Raw genomic sequence first — 17647 nt, forward strand, 5'->3', positions numbered from 1 at the left:
CGTGAAGAGGCGCTAGGTGTCCGAGAGGCCACCCCAGCACAGGTACTTGATCTCGAGGAACTCGTCGATCCCATGGTGCGAGCCCTCCCGGCCCAGCCCGCTCTGCTTGACGCCGCCGAACGGCGCGACCTCGTTGGAGATCAGGCCCGAATTGATGCCGAGCATGCCGGTCTCGAGGGCTGCGGCAACGCGCCAGATGCGGGCGGCGTCCCGGCTGTACAGGTAGGCCGCCAGACCGAATTCGGTGGCATTGGCCAGTGCGATGGCGTCCTCCTCGCGCTCGAACCGGAACAGCGGCGCCAGGGGGCCAAAGGTTTCCTCGCGCGCCAAGGCCATCCCGGACGTGGCGCCGGCAAGCACGGTCGGCTCGAAGAAGCGGCCGCCCAGCACATGGCGTCCACCGCCATGGAGCACCCTGGCACCTGCAACCACGGCGTTCGCGATGTGCTCCTCGACCTTGGCGACGGCCGCGTCGTCGATCAGCGGCCCCAACTGCACGTCGGGCTCCAGCCCGTTGCCCACGCGCAGCCGCGCGACGCGCTCCACCAGCTTGGCTGCGAAGGCGTCGTGCACGCCCGACTGGACCAGGATGCGGTTCGCGCTGATGCAGGCCTGCCCGGTGTTGCGGAACTTGGCGGCCACCACGCCATCGGCGGCGGCATCGAGGTCCGCATCGTCGAAGACGATGAAGGGCGCGTTTCCACCCAGTTCCATCGAGCACTTCTTGATCGTTGCCGACGCCTGGGCGAGCAGCAGGCGGCCGACCTCGGTGGAGCCGGTGAAGGTGAGCTTGCGCACCAGCGGATGGCCCGTCAAGCGGTTGCCGATGGCGCGCGTGTCGTTGCCCGTCACCACGTTGAACACACCAGGCGGCACGCCCGCGCGCAAGGCCAGCTCGGCCAGCGCCAGGGCGGTGAGCGGCGTCTGGCTGGCCGGCTTCACGACCATGCTGCATCCGGCAGCCAGCGCCGGGCCGGCCTTGCGCGTGATCATGGCCGCGGGGAAGTTCCAGGGCGTGATCGCCGCGCAGACGCCGATGGGCTCCTTCAGCACCACGATGCGCTGCCCGTCCTTCGGCGCGGGGATCACGTCGCCGCGCACGCGCTTGGCCTCCTCCGAGAACCATTGCAGGAAGGACGCCGCATAGTCGACCTCGACCTTCGCCTCGGCCAGCGGCTTGCCTTCTTCCAGCGTGATCAGAGTGGCCAGGTCGTCGCGATGCGCGAGCACCATTTCGTACCAGCGGCGCAGCACCTCGGACCGTTCCTTGGCCGTCACCTTGCGCCAAGACAGGAAGGCGGCGTGCGCCACCTCGATGGCGGCGTCGGTCTCCGCCTCCTTGAAGCGCGGCAGTTCGACCAGCGCCGAATCGTCCGCCGGGTTGCGCAGCGTGTAGCAGCCATGGGGCGTGGACGCGATCCATTCGCCGCCGACCTGTGCGGCCGCGCGGAAGAGCCCGGGGTCCTTGAGCAAGTCACGAGTCACGGTGCGCTCCTTCAGCATGGGTGGCGGCCGACCATGTACGCGCTGTCCGGGTCCGACGTGACCGGGAGGCCAGAGGCCACGAGACCCTGGCGCAGCATCTTCATGAAGCGGTCCGGCGCGCGCATCGCCGGCGCACGCAGCGGGCCGCCGTTGAAGCCGGCAAGCCAGTCCTGGTACTTCCAGAGGGTCCGGTTCAGCACGCCGGTGCCGCCGGCGTAGCTCTGGGCTGCAGCGCCGTTGGCATTGCGCGCAGGGTTGACCTTCCAGTAAAGCTGCATCGCGGCTTCCCACTCGCCCTTTCGCGCGAGTTCGAAGGCACGTGGGTAGTAATGGCTCATCCACTGCGTGTTGCTGGTGCCGGAGAACGGGATGTCCATCACGCTCATCAACGGAATCGCGTCGCCCTCGATCGGGCAGCTGATCACGACGTCGTCGCGAAAGTGGTGGTACATCTCGCACAGGCCGGCCGGGAGCGGGAAACCCTGCTCCGACTTGATGGCGGCGATGTTGGGGCAGTCCTTGAGCAACCGGCGCACCAGCTCGACGGACATGCCTGCCGGATGCACACGCTCGAAGCCCCACAGCGGGATTGGGAACAGCATCACAGCGAGATCGGTCGCGTCGCAGAACTGTTTCGTGTAGTCGTAGATCTCCTGCTCCGAGGTGGGCCAGAACTGCGGCGGATAGGACAGCAGCACGATGTCGGCGCCGGCCTTCTCCGCCAGCTTCACCGCCTGAATGTTCTCGGCCAGCGTGCCGAAGGCGGCGTGGAAGAACAGCCCCAGGCCGTCACCAACGGTGTCGCGCGCCCACGCCGTGAACTGCGCGTTCTCTTCCGGCGTGATCGCCACCTCGGTGCACAGCAAGGTGTAGGCGTAGCCAAGTTCCTTCTGCAGCGCGATGTCGTGGCGGATGCCCTTTTCGTTCAGGCGCGTCAGGTCGGCCGAGTAGCTGGGAATGGTGACACCGGAGCAGCCGGCGAGGTGTTCGCGCGCCCAGGCGCGGGCGTCTTTGCGTTGATAGCGAGGCATGAAGGTCCTTGAGGTTGGGTTTACTTGGCGACGGGCACGATGCTGTGGGCCATCTCGGTGCCGACATGCAAGGCGCGCGCACGGCCCAGCAGCATCTCGGCGGTGATCACGTCCTGCAGCGCGGAGCCGACGGACTTGTAGAGAACGATGTCGTCCGGTCCGCGCCGCACGCGGCCGCTCACGAGTTCGGACAGCGGTACCAGTCGCTCGGCGAAGGCGATGCCGGCGCGCGTGGCCGCCAGCATGTCGCCGGTGTCGTGCGCGACCTCCTCGGGCATGTCCGCCACGATGAGCGAGGCGCGGGCGATGGTCTCTTCGTCGACTTCGCGCTGCTCCGGCAGGGTGGAACCGATCGACACGACGGTCATGCCGGGCGCGAGCCACTCGCCGCGGATCACCGGGGTCTCGTCGCGGCTGCGGGCCGCGCAGAGCACGACGTCCGCCCCCTCGACCGCCTCGCGCGCCGACACGGAGGGCTCGATGTGCCCTTTGAGCGCGTCGCGGAAGATCACCACGAACTTCTCGCGGCTCGCCGGCGTGGGGCTGAAGACCCGGACATGCGCGATGTCTCGCACCGCCGCCAGCGCCGACAGCAGGCCCTGCGCCTCGAAGCCCGAGCCGATGACACCGACCCGCAGCGGCCTGGCCGGTGCCGCGGCATCGATCGCCACGGCGGCGGTGGCTGCGGTACGGATGCCGGTGACCCGGTTGCCGTCGATCAGCGCAGCCAGCGACATGCTCTCCTGGTCGAAGAGTGACACCAGGTAGCTGGCGCGGCGCAGCTTCATGCTCGCCGAGATCAGCTTGCACCCCATGTGGCCGCCGCTGGGCGATACCGCGGAAAGACTCCGCAGCCACATGCCATCCCCCCGCGCCATGGTGCGGGGTGGAACCATGGCGGCCGGGACGGTGTCGGCATACGCGGCGCGCAAGGCATCGAACGCGGCGCGCCAATCGGCCAGCAGCGCGACGTCGGCGTCGGTGAGGAAAAGGGTGGGCGGCACACCAGCGGTGGCCGCAGAAATCGGAATGCCCAAGGCGATGTCTCCTGCTGATAGGGAGACGATCGTAGGCAGCCGACCTCGTTGCGACGACCCGTGGATCGCCAAACCAGCTTTCCCTTTTTGGAATATCCGGTCAGGTCTGAGTCGTCGGTTTCAGAATGTCCGGCGCCATGCGTTTGAGCAGGCGCATCACTTCGCGTGTCGCCCGCGTGTGCGCCCGGTGCGCGGTGACACCGAGCACGATCGACCGCGCCAGCACAGGCCGTACGATGCGCACCGCGGCCAGGCGGCGCGACTCACCGGCCGTCAGCGTACCGGCAGTGATGGCATAACCGCCGCCGATGGCGGCGATCTCGTGCTGGAGACGGATCGAGTCGGCCTCCAGCACCTGTGTGAGCGCAAGCCCCTTCTGCCGGACCAGCCGCGCCAGCCGCCCCCGCAGGGGATGCGGTTCGCTCGGCAGCACGAGTGGCAGCGTCGCCACCTCCTCGAAGTCGATCGTCCGGCGTTTCGCCAGCGGATCCTTCGCGGGCACGATGAGGTAGAGCGACAGCCGGGTCAGCACGGTCTCGTCAGGCGTCGCCGTGTCTTCCTCCCTGAGCAACAGGGCAAGGTCCAGCCGGCCCTGGAGCAGCAGTTCCTCGAGTTGCGCGCTCGAGCCTTCGGTCAGATGGAGCCGGACCTGCGGCCAGGCCTTCTGCACCGCGGAGAACAAGGGGCCTGCCAGAACCGCGACGGCCGACGGCAAGAGTCCGACCCGCACATCGCCGATGGGCGTGTCCTTGCTCGTGCGCATGTCGTCCGCGAGCTGCTCGGCGTCCCGGATCAGCGCCATGACGCGCGGGTAGACCTGCTCGCCGAATTCGGTCAGCACGACGCCGCGGCCGGTCCGCCGGAACAGGCGCGTGCCGGACTCCTCCTCCAGGCGTGCGATATGGCGGCTTACCACCGACTGCTGCATGTCCAGCGCCAACGCGGCCGCCGTCACGCTGCCTGCGTCCGCGACTTTCACGAACAGCTGCCACTTGGGGTCAAGGATGTTGAGCACAGTTATCTTCTTGGACGGTGCGTGACGAACGCCTGTGGATGCAAGGGTGGAATCAAGGCTCACGTACAACGGGTCGCATCGCGGAATCTATTCTGGCTCGAACCCAGAGATGGCCACCCCGACCCACGCCTGAGTCACATGCGCAAGCACCGCCGGCGGGCCGCCACCGCGCCGTGGTCAGGGCAGATCGGACGCACTCGGACCGTGCACTGCCCCCACCGCTCTTGGCGCACGACGGGCACGATGGACGCAGGCAAACGCTGAGACAGCGAGGCCATCGATCACAAGTGCAGCAACACCAATGCTGCCATACCCCCAACCCTTGACGAGCGTGCCCCCGAGGATGGGGCCGATAGCAGCGCCGAACATGAGCATGGCCGGCGTCGCGGCCAAGGCGCGGCCGCTGGGGTCCAATCGGGCCAGCACGCCAAAGGCGAAGGTATGGGTGAAGATCATCACTGCCGCGAAGACCGCAGCCGCCACCGCGTAGGGCGCAAACACCGGTGAGTTCATCATCACGACGACCAAGAGAGCTTGCACGGCGGGGCCCACCACCAGAACCTTGCGGGCCGGCCAGCGCTTTTCCAACACAGCCGCCAAGGCGGCCGGAAACAGGTTGACCACGCCGAGCGCGATCAGCACGCCCATGACAGCCTCCATGCCGAAGCCGCGGTCGCTGCCGACCCGTTCAAGAAAGCTGAACGTCATGGACTGCACCAGGCCCATGCCCGCAATTCCGAGAACCCCCCACCAGATGGCTACAGGCAAGGGGGCTGCAGGGGCACCCTTCGCTCGTGCACTGTCTGGCAAGTCGGGCACGGGGAAAGCCAGCAACGCAGCCAGAGCCCCCACGGCCATGACGCCTGCGAACACCTGGAACAGCACGGGCCCACCCCGGATTGCCACCAGGCTCGGGGCCACGCCGAGGAAGGCGATGGCAAAGAAGCCCAGCGCAATGCCGACCCACGCAAAAAGGCGGTGCGGGTTGGGACTGCGGGCGATGGTGCCGTGCGTCACGCTCAACGCCGCACCCGCGGCAAGGCCGGATCCCAGGTGCAGCAAGGCCAGCATGTCGAAGTCGGTGGTGGTGGCGGCCGCGGCGAATCCCACGGCCGCGCAGCTGAAGCCCATGGTGGCCACCGTGCGGCCGTGCAGACGCTGAAAGAAGGGCGCCAACACGAGGCTGGAGACCACGGCGCCCACCAGAAACAAGGTCGCGAGCAGGCCCGCCTGCTGCGGGTCGAAGCGGTAGGCCGACATCAGCGTGCCGACCCACACGGGCAACGCAACCAGATCCACCATGCCTGCGCAGTGGCCTGTCATCAACGCGATGCGGCCGCGCAGCGAATTGGTTGTGATCATGGCAACCTCGCTTCAGATGGGCTGGGCCAATGCCATGAGGGACTCGCGCATGATCCGTGAGTGCTCTTCCTTGTCGCCGCCGTCGATCTCGATCACGCCCAAGCGGGCGGAGTTTTCGACCACCATGCGGCAACGGTCCCAGCGGCGGGCTTCGAACGCCGCCAGTGCTGCGGGCACATCGGCCACACGGCCCAGCTCATCCGCCAGCACCAGTGCATCTTCGATGCCGATGCACGCGCCTGATGCCAGGTGGGGCGTGGTGGCATGGACCGTGTCGCCGATCAGCACCACACGGCCACGCGACCAAGGGCGTGGCATGAGCAGACCCTCGAGCGGGCGGAAGACGATCTGCGAGTCCGCGCCGATCTGGTCGCGGATGCCCCGCAGCGTGGGCGCGGAGAAGCCATCCAGCAAGCCACGCAACCGGTCTGCGAATGTCGACGGATCGACGTAGTCGTTGGTGGCGCGCGGCTCGGTGACGAAGAGGTACATCTCTGTCTTGGAGACTGGATTCACGCCGGGCTTGATCTGTGGCCCCAGCCACATCGTGGCGCGCGTGATTTCCGGCGGGCACGGCAGCACCGCGCGCCAGACCGCCTGACCGCTGTAGCGCGGCTTGGGAGCGTCTTCGAAGACCGCCGCACGCACCTTGGAATAGAGCCCGTCGGCGCCGACCACGAGGTCGTAGCGCAGGCGCTGACCATCGGTGAAGCTGACCTGCACGCCATCGGCCTCCTGCTCGATGGCCGTGAAGGTGCAGCCCAGCCGGACATGGGCACCCGCCGCACGGGTGGCATCGGCCAGGATGCGTGCCAGGACGGGACGCATGATGGCTCCCTCTCCGGGAACGTCGGCACGGGCCAGGCGGGGCGTGGGCAGTGTGGCGATCAGCTCGCCGGTGGGCAGATGCAGGTTCACGCCGTCGGCACCATGGCCCTGCGCGAGGAAGGCGTCCAGGATGCCCAGGCGCCCGAATGCCCTGAGCGTGGCGGCGCCCAGGCTGATGCCCGCGCCATAGCTGCGCCAGCCGGGGTCGATCTCGACCAGGTCCACTTGGGCGCCCTGCTTGCGCAGTTCGATGGCGGCGGCCATGCCGGAAAAGCCGCCGCCGATGATGAGGATGCGTTGGGAAGAAAGTTTCATTGTTGTGTCTCCTTATGGGGGGCTTCAGCAAGATGGATGTCGCCATTCGCTTGCAGGGTCAGGGGCAGATTGGTCAGGCAATCTCCCAGGCAGGGACCGAGCGTGCACCGACCGGTCGTGATGTCGAACAGGGCACCGTGGGCGGCGCAGACGATACGGTCTCGTGCCGCATTGAGGTAGTGGTCCTTGCGCCATGCCATCGGCGTGCCATGGTGCGGGCAGGCATCAGCGTAGGCATAGAGCCGGTCTCCCTGCCGCACGATGAACACCGTGTCCTGACCACGGCCTTCAGGGTCGAAGCCGCGGGCGGCGCCGTCGGGCAGGTCACGTCGATGGCACAGTTTCATGGACCGGCCTCAATGGAGCGCCTGCCGGCGGCGGACCCGAAGGTGCCCACTTCTCGCGATGCTGGAACAGGAACAGCTGCGATGCGTCCGCACTCATCGGTGCCTCGCGCGCAGCCCATGTCTCGTCGTGCAGGTCCATGTCGGCGTCGTATTCGACATGGCAGCCCAGCGGAGAATTGAAGTACCAGAACCAGTTGCTGCCAAACCTGTGGCGCCCCGGGCCCCAGAAGCTCTGGTAGCCCTTCTCGACGAAGCGGGTGCCGGCCAGCAGCACTTCGGTGGGGCCGCCCATATGGAAGGTGAAGTGCTCGCAACCCTTCATGAACGGCGGGGTCTGGATCATGAACAGGGTGTGGTGGTCCTGAGTGCCTGCCGGGCGAAGGAAGGGGCCGACACCAATGAAGCGGTCGGTACAGACAAAGCCCAGGCGTTGATAGAACGCTTCGGCCTTGGCTGTGTCGGGGACGAAGTAAACGACGTGCGACAGCGATCGTGGGCTGGCCGGCATGTCGGGCGGCAGACCCAGCGCGTTGGGGCGCCGGTTCGGCTCGGCGCCCGGCGCGTTCACTGCTTCGGCCGGCAGCGCCAGGGGCTTTCGTACCGTGACCTGAAATGCCAGCGCAAAGCCCAGGTCGTCGCTGGCGCGCAGCACACCGCCCTGGCGCACCACGGTCCGGTCGGTTGCCAGCTCGGCCTCGATGGCGTCGAGCGTGGCTTCGTCGGCCACGCCATACACCGTCTCGCGCAGCATGCTGGCGGTGCCGAGCCCGGCCGGCAAGGCGGGATCGTCTTTCGCGCGAATTTCCACCGCCGTGCCGTCGAGCGCTTCGAAGCGGCCGCCTTGCGCCGTCACGGCCACAGGCGTCAGGCCGTAGTCCGTCAGGTATTGCGAACAGGCCGCGACGTCGTCCACGCCGAAGACCAGGGTATCGAGCCCGATGATTTTCATCTTCATGTCCTTGAGTTGTTCCAGTTTTGTCTGTGTGTTCATGCGGTGCGTCCGCCCAACGTCTCGGCCACCCAATCGGCGATGTAGTGCCCCGCATTGATGCTGTTGTCGAAGCTGCTGTGCTGCACGCCGCCCTCGCGCTCGGTGAAGACCTTCAGCTCCCGCTGCGGGCTGTTGACCAATTGCTCGTACGTGCGATGCGCCCACTTCAGCGGGATCTGGGAGTCCTTCTCGCCATGGGTCACGAGAAAGGGCACGCGGATCTTCTCGACCACGCCATCGAGATGCACCTTCTCTGCGATCTGCATGAATTCATCCATGTCCTTGGCACCCCAGACCCATTGCACATGCGACCAGTAGTGCGGCACGGGGAAACTGCCCTCCTTCTCCAGGCGGCGCTTCTGCACGTCGCGCCAGTCGTGGTTGGCGCCCCAGACCACGCCGCAGGCGAAGCGTGGCTCGAAGGCCACGGCACGCGGGCAGTAGTAGCCACCCAGCGAAACCCCTTCCATGCCAATGCGACTGGCATCCACGTCGGGGCGAGTCTCGATCCAGTCCACGACGCGGCTGGCCCAGTGCTCGCTGTCGTAGCGGGCGGTCAGGCCGTGCAGGCGCAAGGCCTCGCCGGTGCCCGGTTGGTCCACGACCAGCGACGACACGCCGCGCCTGGCCAGCCACGCGGGCAGGCCCACGCGGTATTTCATTTCCTTGGTCGAATCCAGGCCGTTGACCTGCACCAGCAAGGGTGCCGGCCCGTGCACGCCCTCGGCGCGCACGTACAAGGCAGACAGGTGCGTGTCCTCGTAGGGAATCTCGACCCGCTCGCAGTTCTCACCCGCCAGATGCACGCCCTGCGCGAAGAGATCGATCACGCGCCCGTACAGCGCCGCACGCCCGGCGGACCCGTGGGCCTGCAGGCGCTCGGCGGTGAGGAGGTAGCTGGCCGCGCGACCGAGCTTCTCGCCCGCCGACAACTTGCGTCCCCGGGCAAGGTCGTCCTCGGCCAGCGCACAGAGTTTGTCGGCCATGTGCACCCAGGTTTCACGAAACGCCTGGGTGCCTGCGGCGTCCGGTGCCTTGGCGGCCTCCTGCAAGGGCGCGCACATCTCCTCGATTTCGCCGATGCGTGCGCCCATCTCGATGGCCAGATCGACGGAGAGGTTCCAGACGTAGTTGGTGGGGAAATACTTGAACATGGGGCCTGCTGTCAGGGAAGCTTGTTGCCGGCCTTCGGGCCGATGCCGAGCGTGCCGAAGAAGGTGGCCGTGGGGGCGTCCTGGAAGTCGGGCACGAAGCGAAACGCATGGATCTGCCCGTTGACGATGCGCAGCACGTCGTTGCCGATGACGCGCTCCACACCGGCCTGCCGGTAGAACGGGCTGTGCACTTCGAGCCTGGCGTCGAGCACATCGCCCCACACGTCGACCGACACGATGTCGATGCGCGCGCCTGGCTTGACCACGGTCTGCTCAATGTAGAACGCCAGGCAGGTGGGGTTGTCCATCTCGGGCGAGCAGCCGATGAAGTCGGAGCGTTCCACGTCCGGGGCGATGAGCGCGCGCACAGCCGGCATGTCCGCCGAATGCACGGCCTGCACGTAGCGTGTGAACACGGCGCGGGGGCCCGGCGGCTGTGCGGCGCCAGCCAGCGCGGAAGCGGCCCACAGGGCGGGGGCGAGAAGATGTTTCGCATTCATGGGTAGCCTCGTCGGTTGGGTCAGGATTTGATCCACAAGGGGATCGCCAAGCCGATGCCCAGGATGTTGTTCCTGGACATGTTGGCCGCGTAGATGCCGCGCTGGTAGCTCAGGCTCACGCTGAAAGGCCCGGCGTTGTAGTTAAGCGAGGGTCCGAGGGCAAAGCTGCGTGCTCGGTTGCCCGGTATGACGGCGCCGTTCTGCTGGTCGTCGCTGAACTGGTTGAGATAAGAGCCGACCACACCCATCTTCCAGGGACCAGCGTTCCAGCCGGCGGTGAACTCTGCGACATAGCCCCGGCCCGAGCGGTAGTTGGTGCTGTCGTTCTCCTGGTTGATCAACAGACGGTTGATCAGGCCCACGTCCAGTCCGTTGGGGTCGTTGTGACGGAACCCGAGCACTGGCTGGAAGGATGTGTACCCCGTCGACACGCTCGATCGGTTGGGGTTGTACGAACCGTTGGACAAGGCCACGTCCAGCCCGGCAATCAGGTTGGTGTAGGGCGCCAGACTCCAGCGCAGGATCACCGGCGAGACGGTGATGTTGGCTACACCGTTGTGCCGCTCGCTGTGACCCGCAATGTCAGTGTGCAGCGACACCGCCGGAATCACCAGCTGTGAGTACAGACTGGCACCCAGCACCGTGGTGGGATAGGCCGCAAGAATGCGCGTGGTGGCCGAGAACGCGCCCAACTTGAAGGGAATCGGCCGCTTGTTTCCCTGGTTGTCATACAGCCCGTTGGACGAGGTGTACTGCAACTGCTCCAACGCAAACAGGCCGGGCACGGGCGGCATGCCGGCGACATACTCTCCGGTAGAGCCGACCGGGAATGGAGAAGTGCCGCCTTCGAAGGCGTGCGCACTCTGGGCGCCGCACAGGGCGAGCGCCATGCAGCTCGCCGCGGGGCCGGCAGACAGGAATTTTCTACGCATATTTGTCTCCTTGTTGATCACGCCTCCCGCTCTGCGAGGGCGCTTCTTTTACCTTGTCGTGTGGGCGTCACGCCGCCGAAATGGCAGCGCACGTCAACACGCTCGTCCAGCCGGCCGCATGGGGACGACGTGTGCTGGAACGGGTCCTAGACTAAGATTTGAGCGTCCATCCATCAAATGGATTGATTCCATTCGTCCTATGGACTATGTGAATAGATCAAGTAGAAACCCTGATCTCCATCGTCCGTCGCCAACCGGCGTGGACACAGGCAATCGGGGCGAGAAGCCCCAACGGAGACAGTGCCAATGCGCTTTAACAAGCTTGATCTGAACCTGCTGGTCGCACTCGATGCGTTGCTGACGGAACAAAGCATCAGCCGTGCTGCCGAGAAGACTCATTTGAGCCAGTCGGCGATGAGCAATGCCCTTGCAAGGTTGCGCGACTACTTCAAAGACGAATTGCTGGTGCAGGTCGGGCGAAAGATGGAGCCGACTTCACGCGCCGAGTCTCTGAAAGACCCCGTGCGCGACATCCTCGTGCGCATCGAGGCCAGCGTCGATACACAGCCGCAGTTCGTGCCCGCTCGATCGACCCGGCTGTTTCGGCTGCTCATCTCCGACTTCACGCTAATGGTGCTGATGCCGTACGTACAGCGGCTCGCGTACAAGAGGGCACCCGGCGTGCAATTCGACTTGCGACCCCAGGCTGCCCAGCCGCAGCGCGCGCTGGAGCGCGGCGAAGCGGATCTGTTGATCATCCCGAGGGATTTCTGTTCGACCAGCCACCCTTCGGAAAAGCTGTTCGAAGAACGCTACTGTTGCGTCCTTTGGAGCGAAAGTCACTTGGCCTCCGGCGAAATGACCAGGGAGCGCTATATGGCGGCGGGCCACGTCGTGGTTCAGCCCAGCGACGGCATGGCGCTCTCGGACTGGTTCATGCAGCAGTCCGGCGTCACGCGCCAGGTGGAGACCAGCACCTTCAGCTTCCTGTCGCAGGCCCACCTCGTGGTGGGTACCCATCGCATTGCCACCATGCATGCCAGACTGGCGAAGCTGGCGGCGCCCTTCCTGCCTGTCACGGTGCGCGATCTGCCCGTGCCCATTCCCAAGATGGAACAGGTCGTTCAATGGCATCAATACCGAACGGCAGATCCCGGCCTCGTGTGGCTGCGAGCGATTCTGAAAGAAGCCGCCGTGGAAATGGATCGTAACGGCGATGGAACCGGTCCTCGCCCATCCCCGGCAGTCGCTTCAGTTACTTCCTCGTGAAACTCCGCGGGTTCGCTGCGCTGTCCTCCAGCGTCCCTTCGCCCACCACCATGCCGCCACCGACACCGTCTTGAGGAATTCATGCGCCGCCTCGACCGTCGACGCATGGTCGTCGTGTGCCTATCCAGCGAGTGCCGAGCGACGGTATGGCCTTGCGATCTGCGTTGTTCAGCGCGTCCTGCCCGGAACGGGCATCACCCAGAAGTTCACCCGGGCCTATCGGCCGCAGACCAACGGCAAGGCCGACACCGTACTTGGTGCGCCGTTCGTCGAAGGTCGCATCGCTGAAGCCGCCTCTGCGGCACAGATCCTTGACGGACTTCGCCGCCATTTCGCTGGTATGGCTGGGAGGGGGCAAATCAGGCAGTCGAGCCATTGCGAATGCTTGCTCATGGCGGCCGCGTACCTTCGAAAGCGTCTTGAAGAAGCTGCCGGATCGCGGCGCGCGCTCGGACATCGACCTCGCGCGGATTCCAATACGGTTTGCTCACCGCGATCTCGGTGGCGCGATCCAGATCTGACGCTTTCATGCCAATGTCGCGCAAGCTGACCGGCGCACCGTTCATTCGCGCGAGATCGAAAAGGCCAGCTGCAGCACTGATGCCGCCTTCGGTTCCAAGTCCGCGTTCGATTCGCTCCATGGCCTCAGGCACTGCATCGGCGTTGAAGCGGATCGCCTGCGGCAAAACCACCGTATGCACCTCGGCATGCGGGAGACCGAACGACCCTCCCAGCGTGTGGCAGAGTTTATGGTGCAGAGCCATCCCCACGTTGCCGAGCACGGTGCCGCAGAGCCAGGCGCCGTAAAGGGCGTCACTGCGCGCATCGATGTCATCGCTGCGTCTGCGGATGGCCGGCAGGGCCCTGGCCAGCGCACGTATGCCCTCTTCGGCCATCAAGCTCATGATCGGGTTGCCGTCCTGCGCGTACAGACCTTCGGCCGCATGGGCGATGGCATTCATGCCGCTCGTAATGCTCAGCCCCACAGGCAGCCCCACCGACAGCTCCGGGTCGTAGATCACGGTGCGCGGCAACACGCGCAAGTCCTTGCCGGTCTTCTTGAGGCCATCTTCCGTGATGCCGTAGATGGGCGTCATCTCGCTGCCCGCGTAGGTCGTCGGAATGGCGAGGATGGGCAGTCCGGACTCCATGGCGATGGCCTTGCCCAGCCCGGTGGTGGATCCACCGCCGATCGCGACGGCACAGTCTGCGCCGAGGCGTCGGGCTTCATCGCGGGCTTCTCTCGCCGTTTCGATCGGCACATGCATTGCGGCCTTCGGGAACACGCCGGCAGCCTTGCTGCCCAACCGATCCGCGACCATCTGCGCCTGGGCCTTTTGTTCCGGCGTCGAAAGCACCAGCGCCCGTCGTGCACTCAACAGTTCGATCTCGCGCTCGAGATACCCAAGAGAACCGACACCGAACACGACGCGGCTAGCCTGGCCGTTGTAGACGAATTCGTTCATGCCTGTACTCTTTCCGCCACCTCGTAGTCCACTTGGTGCCGCCGGATGCGAATGCCGGCCAGCGCGTCCCGGACGCGCAGATGCTCTGGATGGTGGGCGTACGCATCCAATGCGGCTCTCGATTCGAAATCGCTGAAGAGCACGACATCGCATGCGTAGTCGACAGCACTGCTGTCGACCCCTACCTCCAAGTGGCGCAGCCCGGGGATGAGACCGCTCAGGCCCTCAAAGCTGCGGCGCACGAGGTCGATGTTGACTCGCTTGTCCTCGGGCGTATTCCCTGCGATGTCCCACATCACGATGTGGCGGATCATCGATCGACCCCGGAATCGCCGCGCAGGCTCGTGGACTGTGTGTCGCCCAGAGGATTCAAGACGAAGTCGTATTCGACGAGGTAGCTGCCATCGGATTGCCGGTTCCAGTCGGCAATCAGCGACTGACGCACGCCGAAGACCGCGTCCGAGTCGAGGTAAGCATCGTCGCTGCGGAAGACGTGCGTGATGAGCGTCTCGTAGCCGTTCGCCTTGATCATGAAGTGCAGATGGGCCGGCCGCCAGGGATGGCGCGCGGCAGTCTTCAGCAGATCGCCCACCGGCCCGTCATGCGGGATCGCATACGGAACCGCCAGGATCGAACGAAAGCGATAGCCGCCTTCGGCGTCCGCCGTCAGAATGCCGCGCGCCTGCGCATGATCGATCTCACCATGCTGTACGTCGTACAGCCCGTCCTCGTCGGACTGCCAGACATCGATGTGTGCGCCCGGCACGGGCTTGCCGTTCGCGCCGCGCACCGTGCCACGGACGATGCACGGGACGCCCTGGGCCCCGTTGGCGATATCGGCGCCCAGTTCATAGTGCGGCGCGCCCTCGACATGGAACGGGCCGAACACCGTGGCTTCTGTGCAGCCCTCGGGCTTGTCATTGTTCATCGCCACCGTCAGCATCGACAGGCCCAGCACGTCCGACAGCAGGATGAATTCCTGGCGCTTGTCATCGGTGATGTGCCCGCAACGCGTGAGGAACTCGATGCCTTTTGCCCATTCGGCCTCGGTGAGTCTGACCTCGCGCGCGAAGTCGTGAAGGTGGTTCACCAGACTGGTCATGATCTGCTTGAAGCGCGGGTCCGCTGCCTCGGCATGGCGCGCGAGTACGGCCTGGGTGATGGTGTTCTGGTCGAGATTTCTCACGTGGGCTTTCCTGTGTCTAGTCGAGCTGAAGCTGTGTCTGCCGCGCCACCGCGCCCCATTTGATGAAGTCTTCCCGACCGCGCCGCTCGGCCTCCTGCGGCGTGTTCGCCTCGACCCGCAGGTCCATTTCCGCAAGCCGCGCCGTCATCGCTGACGTGGTGAGTGCTGCGCGGACTTCGTGCTGGATCTGTTCCACCACCGAGGCGGGCAGGCTTGCCGGTGCCATCAAGGTTTCGAAGAAGGTGGCGTCGAATCCGGCATAGCCGCTCTCGGCCACCGTCGGCACGGCGGGAAGCAGAACGGAGCGCGCCTTGCTGGAGACGGCAACCGCCTGCAGCCGGCCGGCCTGCACGTGCGGCAGCACGATGGACGCGACGATGAAGCCGCAATCGACATGGCCCGCGATGATGTCCTGCGCGGCCGGTCCGGGTCCGCGATAAGGCACGTGGGTCAGCTTGGACCCCGTGGCCGCGAGCAGCATTTCCATCGCCATGTGGCTGGGAGAGCCGGGCCCGCCCGAGGCGTAGGTCTTCGCCGCGGGAAGCTGCACGAACTTCGCGAGCGTCGTGACGCCCGACGCCGGATTGCAGACCAGCATCTGGTTGAAGCTTGCGAAATAGGTGACCGGCTTGAGCGACTGGCGCAGATCGATGCCGAGTTTCTTGTAGAGGTGCGGGTTGATCGTGAGCACCGTGTCGGGGCCCACCAGCAGGGTGTGGTCGTCCTTGGCCTGTGCGACATCCACCGCAGCGATATTGCCGCCGGCGCCTGGCTTGTTCTCGACGATGACCGGTTGCTTCCAGGCCGCCTGCAGGGCCGGCTGGATCAGCCTGGCGATCACATCGCCCGGCGTGCCCGGTGGAAAGGACGCCACCAGCCGAACCGGCTTGGTGGGCCAGGTCTGCGCGTGCAACGGCGCCAATGCCGTGAGCGCCAGGGCCATGGTCGACCACTGCATGCATCGAAGAACTGCGGCTTTCATTGGATTGTCCTTGTCGGTGGGGTCATGCTTCCGATGACGCGCATCAGCACGCTCTGCGCGTCCGCTGCGGGCTCGCCGCGCCAGGCGACGATCTGGTCCGGTCGGATCAGCGCCAGCGGAGCTTCGTAGAGTTCGCGCAGCGATGGCTGCGCCATTCGCACGACGCGCAAGTCCATCGAGAGCGCCTTCGCCGCGCTTTCAAAAGCCGACGTGTCGGACGCCTCCGGGCCCAGGGTGAGCAGGGTCCATTCGCTGTAAAAGTGGTCGTAGAGCGAGCTCCCATCGTCCAGCCACGCATGCGGCGGTCGCCCGCCCGGGCTGGCCGTCGGGGTGTAGGCGTTTGGCTCGTCGGGTGGCAGCGTTGCGCCATCGCCGACGATGACGGGTGAGGCGTCGTAGCGGCCGCCGAAGGTCACGCCCGGAATGTTGAACTCGAGCCTGGCGTGTTCGTTGAAGTGCCGCGCGGCGCGCTCGCGCTCGGCTTCTCCCTGTGCCGAGGCGTCCTCCAGCTCGGGCTTCGCCGAGAACAGCCCCACCGAGTCGGCGAAGCGACGGGCGTAGGCTGTGTTGCGTTCGGCCAGCGGCTTGCGCTCGGCTTCGTAGCTGTCGAGCAGTGCGGCGGGTGCACGGCCTTGAATCACGCTGGCCAGTTTCCAGCCGAGGTTGACCGCGTCCTCCACGGCCGTGTTGTAGCCCAGGCCGCCGGTCGGGGTGAACAGATGCGCTGCATCTCCAGCGATGAACACCCGCCCGCGCTGGAACTTCTGGGCAACGAGTGCGTGGCCGGCGAGCCAGGTACCCATCGACAGGATCTCGATCGGAATCTCTACGCCCACCGCCTCGGCGAAGACACGACGCGCATCTTCTTCGGTCCAGCTGTCGGCGTCCTCACCGGGACGGATCGCCGCGTGGAACGCATATTCGGAGACGCCGTCCACCGAGGCCATGAAGGCACGTCGCTGGTGGTTCACCGCGACATACATCCAGGCCTTGGCATGCGGCAGCAGCGAAAGAAAGGCCGGTGCGCGCAGGTAGATGGCGAACATTTTCCCGCCCATGAATTCGCGCTGGATGCCGGTGACGCCACCCCACTCGATTCCCAGCGTGCGGCGCACCAGGCTGCGGGCGCCGTCGGCCCCGACCAGGAACTGCGCCCTCACCTTCTGCGCTGCGGCGCCCTCGGTGGGACGGACCGTCGCGCTCACCGAGCCGCCGTCGTCGGCGAAGCGCTCCAGCGTCCAGCCGTAGCGCACCTCGACCGAGGGCCAGGCTTGGGCATGGCGACGCAAGGCCTGTTCAACGAACTTCTGGGACACGCGGTGCGGCAGTTCTGCCGCGCTCCACGACCCCGTCATCGACTTGATCTTGACGAGCGCTTCGGCCGCAGTTGGAAGGCTGATGCGCGAGAGCTCGTGCTGTGTGTAACGGGTGAAATACGCGATGTCGGTGGGGTGGTCCGCCGGCAGCCCGAGCGCACGGATCTCGTGGGCAAAGCCCAGGCGGCGGAAGTGCTCCATCGTGCGGGCCTGGGTGGCGTTGGCCTGCGGGTTGAACGCCGTGTCGGCCTTGGCGTCCACGACGAGGCAGCGCACGCCTCGGCGGCCCAGCTCGTTGGCCAGCATCAGGCCGCAAGGGCCGCCGCCGGCGATCAGAACATCGGTCTCGCGCATGGCGGGGAAAGGTTGGGTTGGCATCAGGTGTCGTCTTTCTGGTCTATCGATCGGGGCCGGCAGTGACCGCCTGCGGT

The 17647-nt window shown here is 66.0% G+C and carries 18 protein-coding genes; 1 reads left to right on the plus strand and 17 read right to left on the minus strand.

The annotated features are described in order from the left end of the window. Positions 1–12: 12 nt before the first annotated feature. The 11 genes from J2W36_RS16800 to J2W36_RS16850 form a co-directional block, all read right to left on the minus strand. Positions 13–1485, minus strand: coding sequence for an NAD-dependent succinate-semialdehyde dehydrogenase (locus J2W36_RS16800; RefSeq protein WP_307690903.1), 1473 nt, complete (start codon positions 1483–1485; stop codon positions 13–15). Between the two features lie 11 nt (positions 1486–1496). After that, the gene (locus J2W36_RS16805) at positions 1497–2516 is read right to left on the minus strand and encodes a dihydrodipicolinate synthase family protein (RefSeq protein WP_307690904.1); all 1020 of its coding nucleotides are present in this window, start codon (positions 2514–2516) and stop codon (positions 1497–1499) included. Positions 2517–2536: 20 nt separating this feature from the next. Then, entirely contained in the window at positions 2537–3553 is a 1017-nt protein-coding gene (locus J2W36_RS16810) for an ornithine cyclodeaminase family protein (protein ID WP_307690905.1), read from the minus strand. Positions 3554–3653: 100 nt separating this feature from the next. Beyond that, the gene (locus J2W36_RS16815) at positions 3654–4568 is read right to left on the minus strand and encodes a LysR family transcriptional regulator (protein ID WP_307690906.1); all 915 of its coding nucleotides are present in this window, start codon (positions 4566–4568) and stop codon (positions 3654–3656) included. A 177-nt stretch (positions 4569–4745) separates the two neighbouring features. After that, on the minus strand, positions 4746–5930 hold the full coding sequence (locus tag J2W36_RS16820) for an MFS transporter (protein ID WP_307690907.1): 1185 nt from the start codon (positions 5928–5930) through the stop codon (positions 4746–4748). A gap of 12 nt (positions 5931–5942) precedes the next feature. Continuing rightward, entirely contained in the window at positions 5943–7073 is a 1131-nt protein-coding gene (locus J2W36_RS16825; RefSeq protein WP_307690908.1) for an FAD-dependent oxidoreductase, read from the minus strand. Then, a complete protein-coding gene (locus J2W36_RS16830; RefSeq protein ID WP_307690909.1) occupies positions 7070–7420 on the minus strand; it encodes a Rieske (2Fe-2S) protein in 351 nt (116 codons plus the stop codon). Before J2W36_RS16830 ends, J2W36_RS16825 begins: the two co-directional genes overlap by 4 nt. Beyond that, a complete protein-coding gene (locus J2W36_RS16835; RefSeq protein WP_307690935.1) occupies positions 7398–8369 on the minus strand; it encodes a VOC family protein in 972 nt (323 codons plus the stop codon). Before J2W36_RS16835 ends, J2W36_RS16830 begins: the two co-directional genes overlap by 23 nt. Before the next feature lie 38 nt (positions 8370–8407). Continuing rightward, a complete protein-coding gene (locus J2W36_RS16840; protein ID WP_307690910.1) occupies positions 8408–9565 on the minus strand; it encodes an alpha/beta hydrolase family protein in 1158 nt (385 codons plus the stop codon). Between the two features lie 11 nt (positions 9566–9576). Continuing rightward, positions 9577–10065, minus strand: a complete 489-nt coding sequence (locus tag J2W36_RS16845) for a nuclear transport factor 2-like protein (protein ID WP_307690911.1) — start codon at positions 10063–10065, stop codon at positions 9577–9579. A gap of 20 nt (positions 10066–10085) precedes the next feature. After that, a complete protein-coding gene (locus tag J2W36_RS16850) occupies positions 10086–10997 on the minus strand; it encodes a SphA family protein (RefSeq protein WP_307690912.1) in 912 nt (303 codons plus the stop codon). Positions 10998–11303: 306 nt separating this feature from the next. Between J2W36_RS16850 and J2W36_RS16855 the strand changes: the two genes are divergently transcribed. Continuing rightward, positions 11304–12266 (plus strand): LysR family transcriptional regulator, encoded by a 963-nt coding sequence (locus tag J2W36_RS16855; RefSeq protein WP_307690913.1) that lies wholly within the window; start codon positions 11304–11306, stop codon positions 12264–12266. Between the two features lie 79 nt (positions 12267–12345). Here J2W36_RS16855 and J2W36_RS16860 read toward each other — a convergent pair whose 3' ends face one another. The 6 genes from J2W36_RS16860 to J2W36_RS16885 are packed head-to-tail and all read right to left on the minus strand — an operon-like array spanning position 12346 to position 17594. After that, the gene (locus tag J2W36_RS16860; protein WP_307690914.1) at positions 12346–12642 is read right to left on the minus strand and encodes a hypothetical protein; all 297 of its coding nucleotides are present in this window, start codon (positions 12640–12642) and stop codon (positions 12346–12348) included. A gap of 13 nt (positions 12643–12655) precedes the next feature. Then, complete coding sequence (locus tag J2W36_RS16865; protein WP_307690915.1) at positions 12656–13732, minus strand: maleylacetate reductase; 1077 nt, start codon at positions 13730–13732, stop codon at positions 12656–12658. Further along, positions 13729–14046 (minus strand): Dabb family protein, encoded by a 318-nt coding sequence (locus J2W36_RS16870; RefSeq protein ID WP_307690916.1) that lies wholly within the window; start codon positions 14044–14046, stop codon positions 13729–13731. The genes J2W36_RS16865 and J2W36_RS16870 overlap by 4 nt, the downstream gene beginning before the upstream one ends. Then, positions 14043–14918, minus strand: coding sequence for an intradiol ring-cleavage dioxygenase (locus J2W36_RS16875; protein ID WP_307690917.1), 876 nt, complete (start codon positions 14916–14918; stop codon positions 14043–14045). The genes J2W36_RS16870 and J2W36_RS16875 overlap by 4 nt, the downstream gene beginning before the upstream one ends. A gap of 16 nt (positions 14919–14934) precedes the next feature. Continuing rightward, positions 14935–15900: a Bug family tripartite tricarboxylate transporter substrate binding protein gene (locus J2W36_RS16880; protein ID WP_307690918.1), complete on the minus strand. Its 966-nt coding sequence runs from the start codon at positions 15898–15900 to the stop codon at positions 14935–14937. Continuing rightward, entirely contained in the window at positions 15897–17594 is a 1698-nt protein-coding gene (locus J2W36_RS16885) for an FAD-dependent oxidoreductase (protein ID WP_307690919.1), read from the minus strand. Before J2W36_RS16885 ends, J2W36_RS16880 begins: the two co-directional genes overlap by 4 nt. Positions 17595–17647 lie beyond the last annotated feature (53 nt).

Origin of the sequence: Variovorax ginsengisoli (assembly GCF_030811835.1) — a bacterium.
GTDB classification, from domain to species: Bacteria; Pseudomonadota; Gammaproteobacteria; order Burkholderiales; family Burkholderiaceae_C; genus Variovorax; species Variovorax ginsengisoli_C.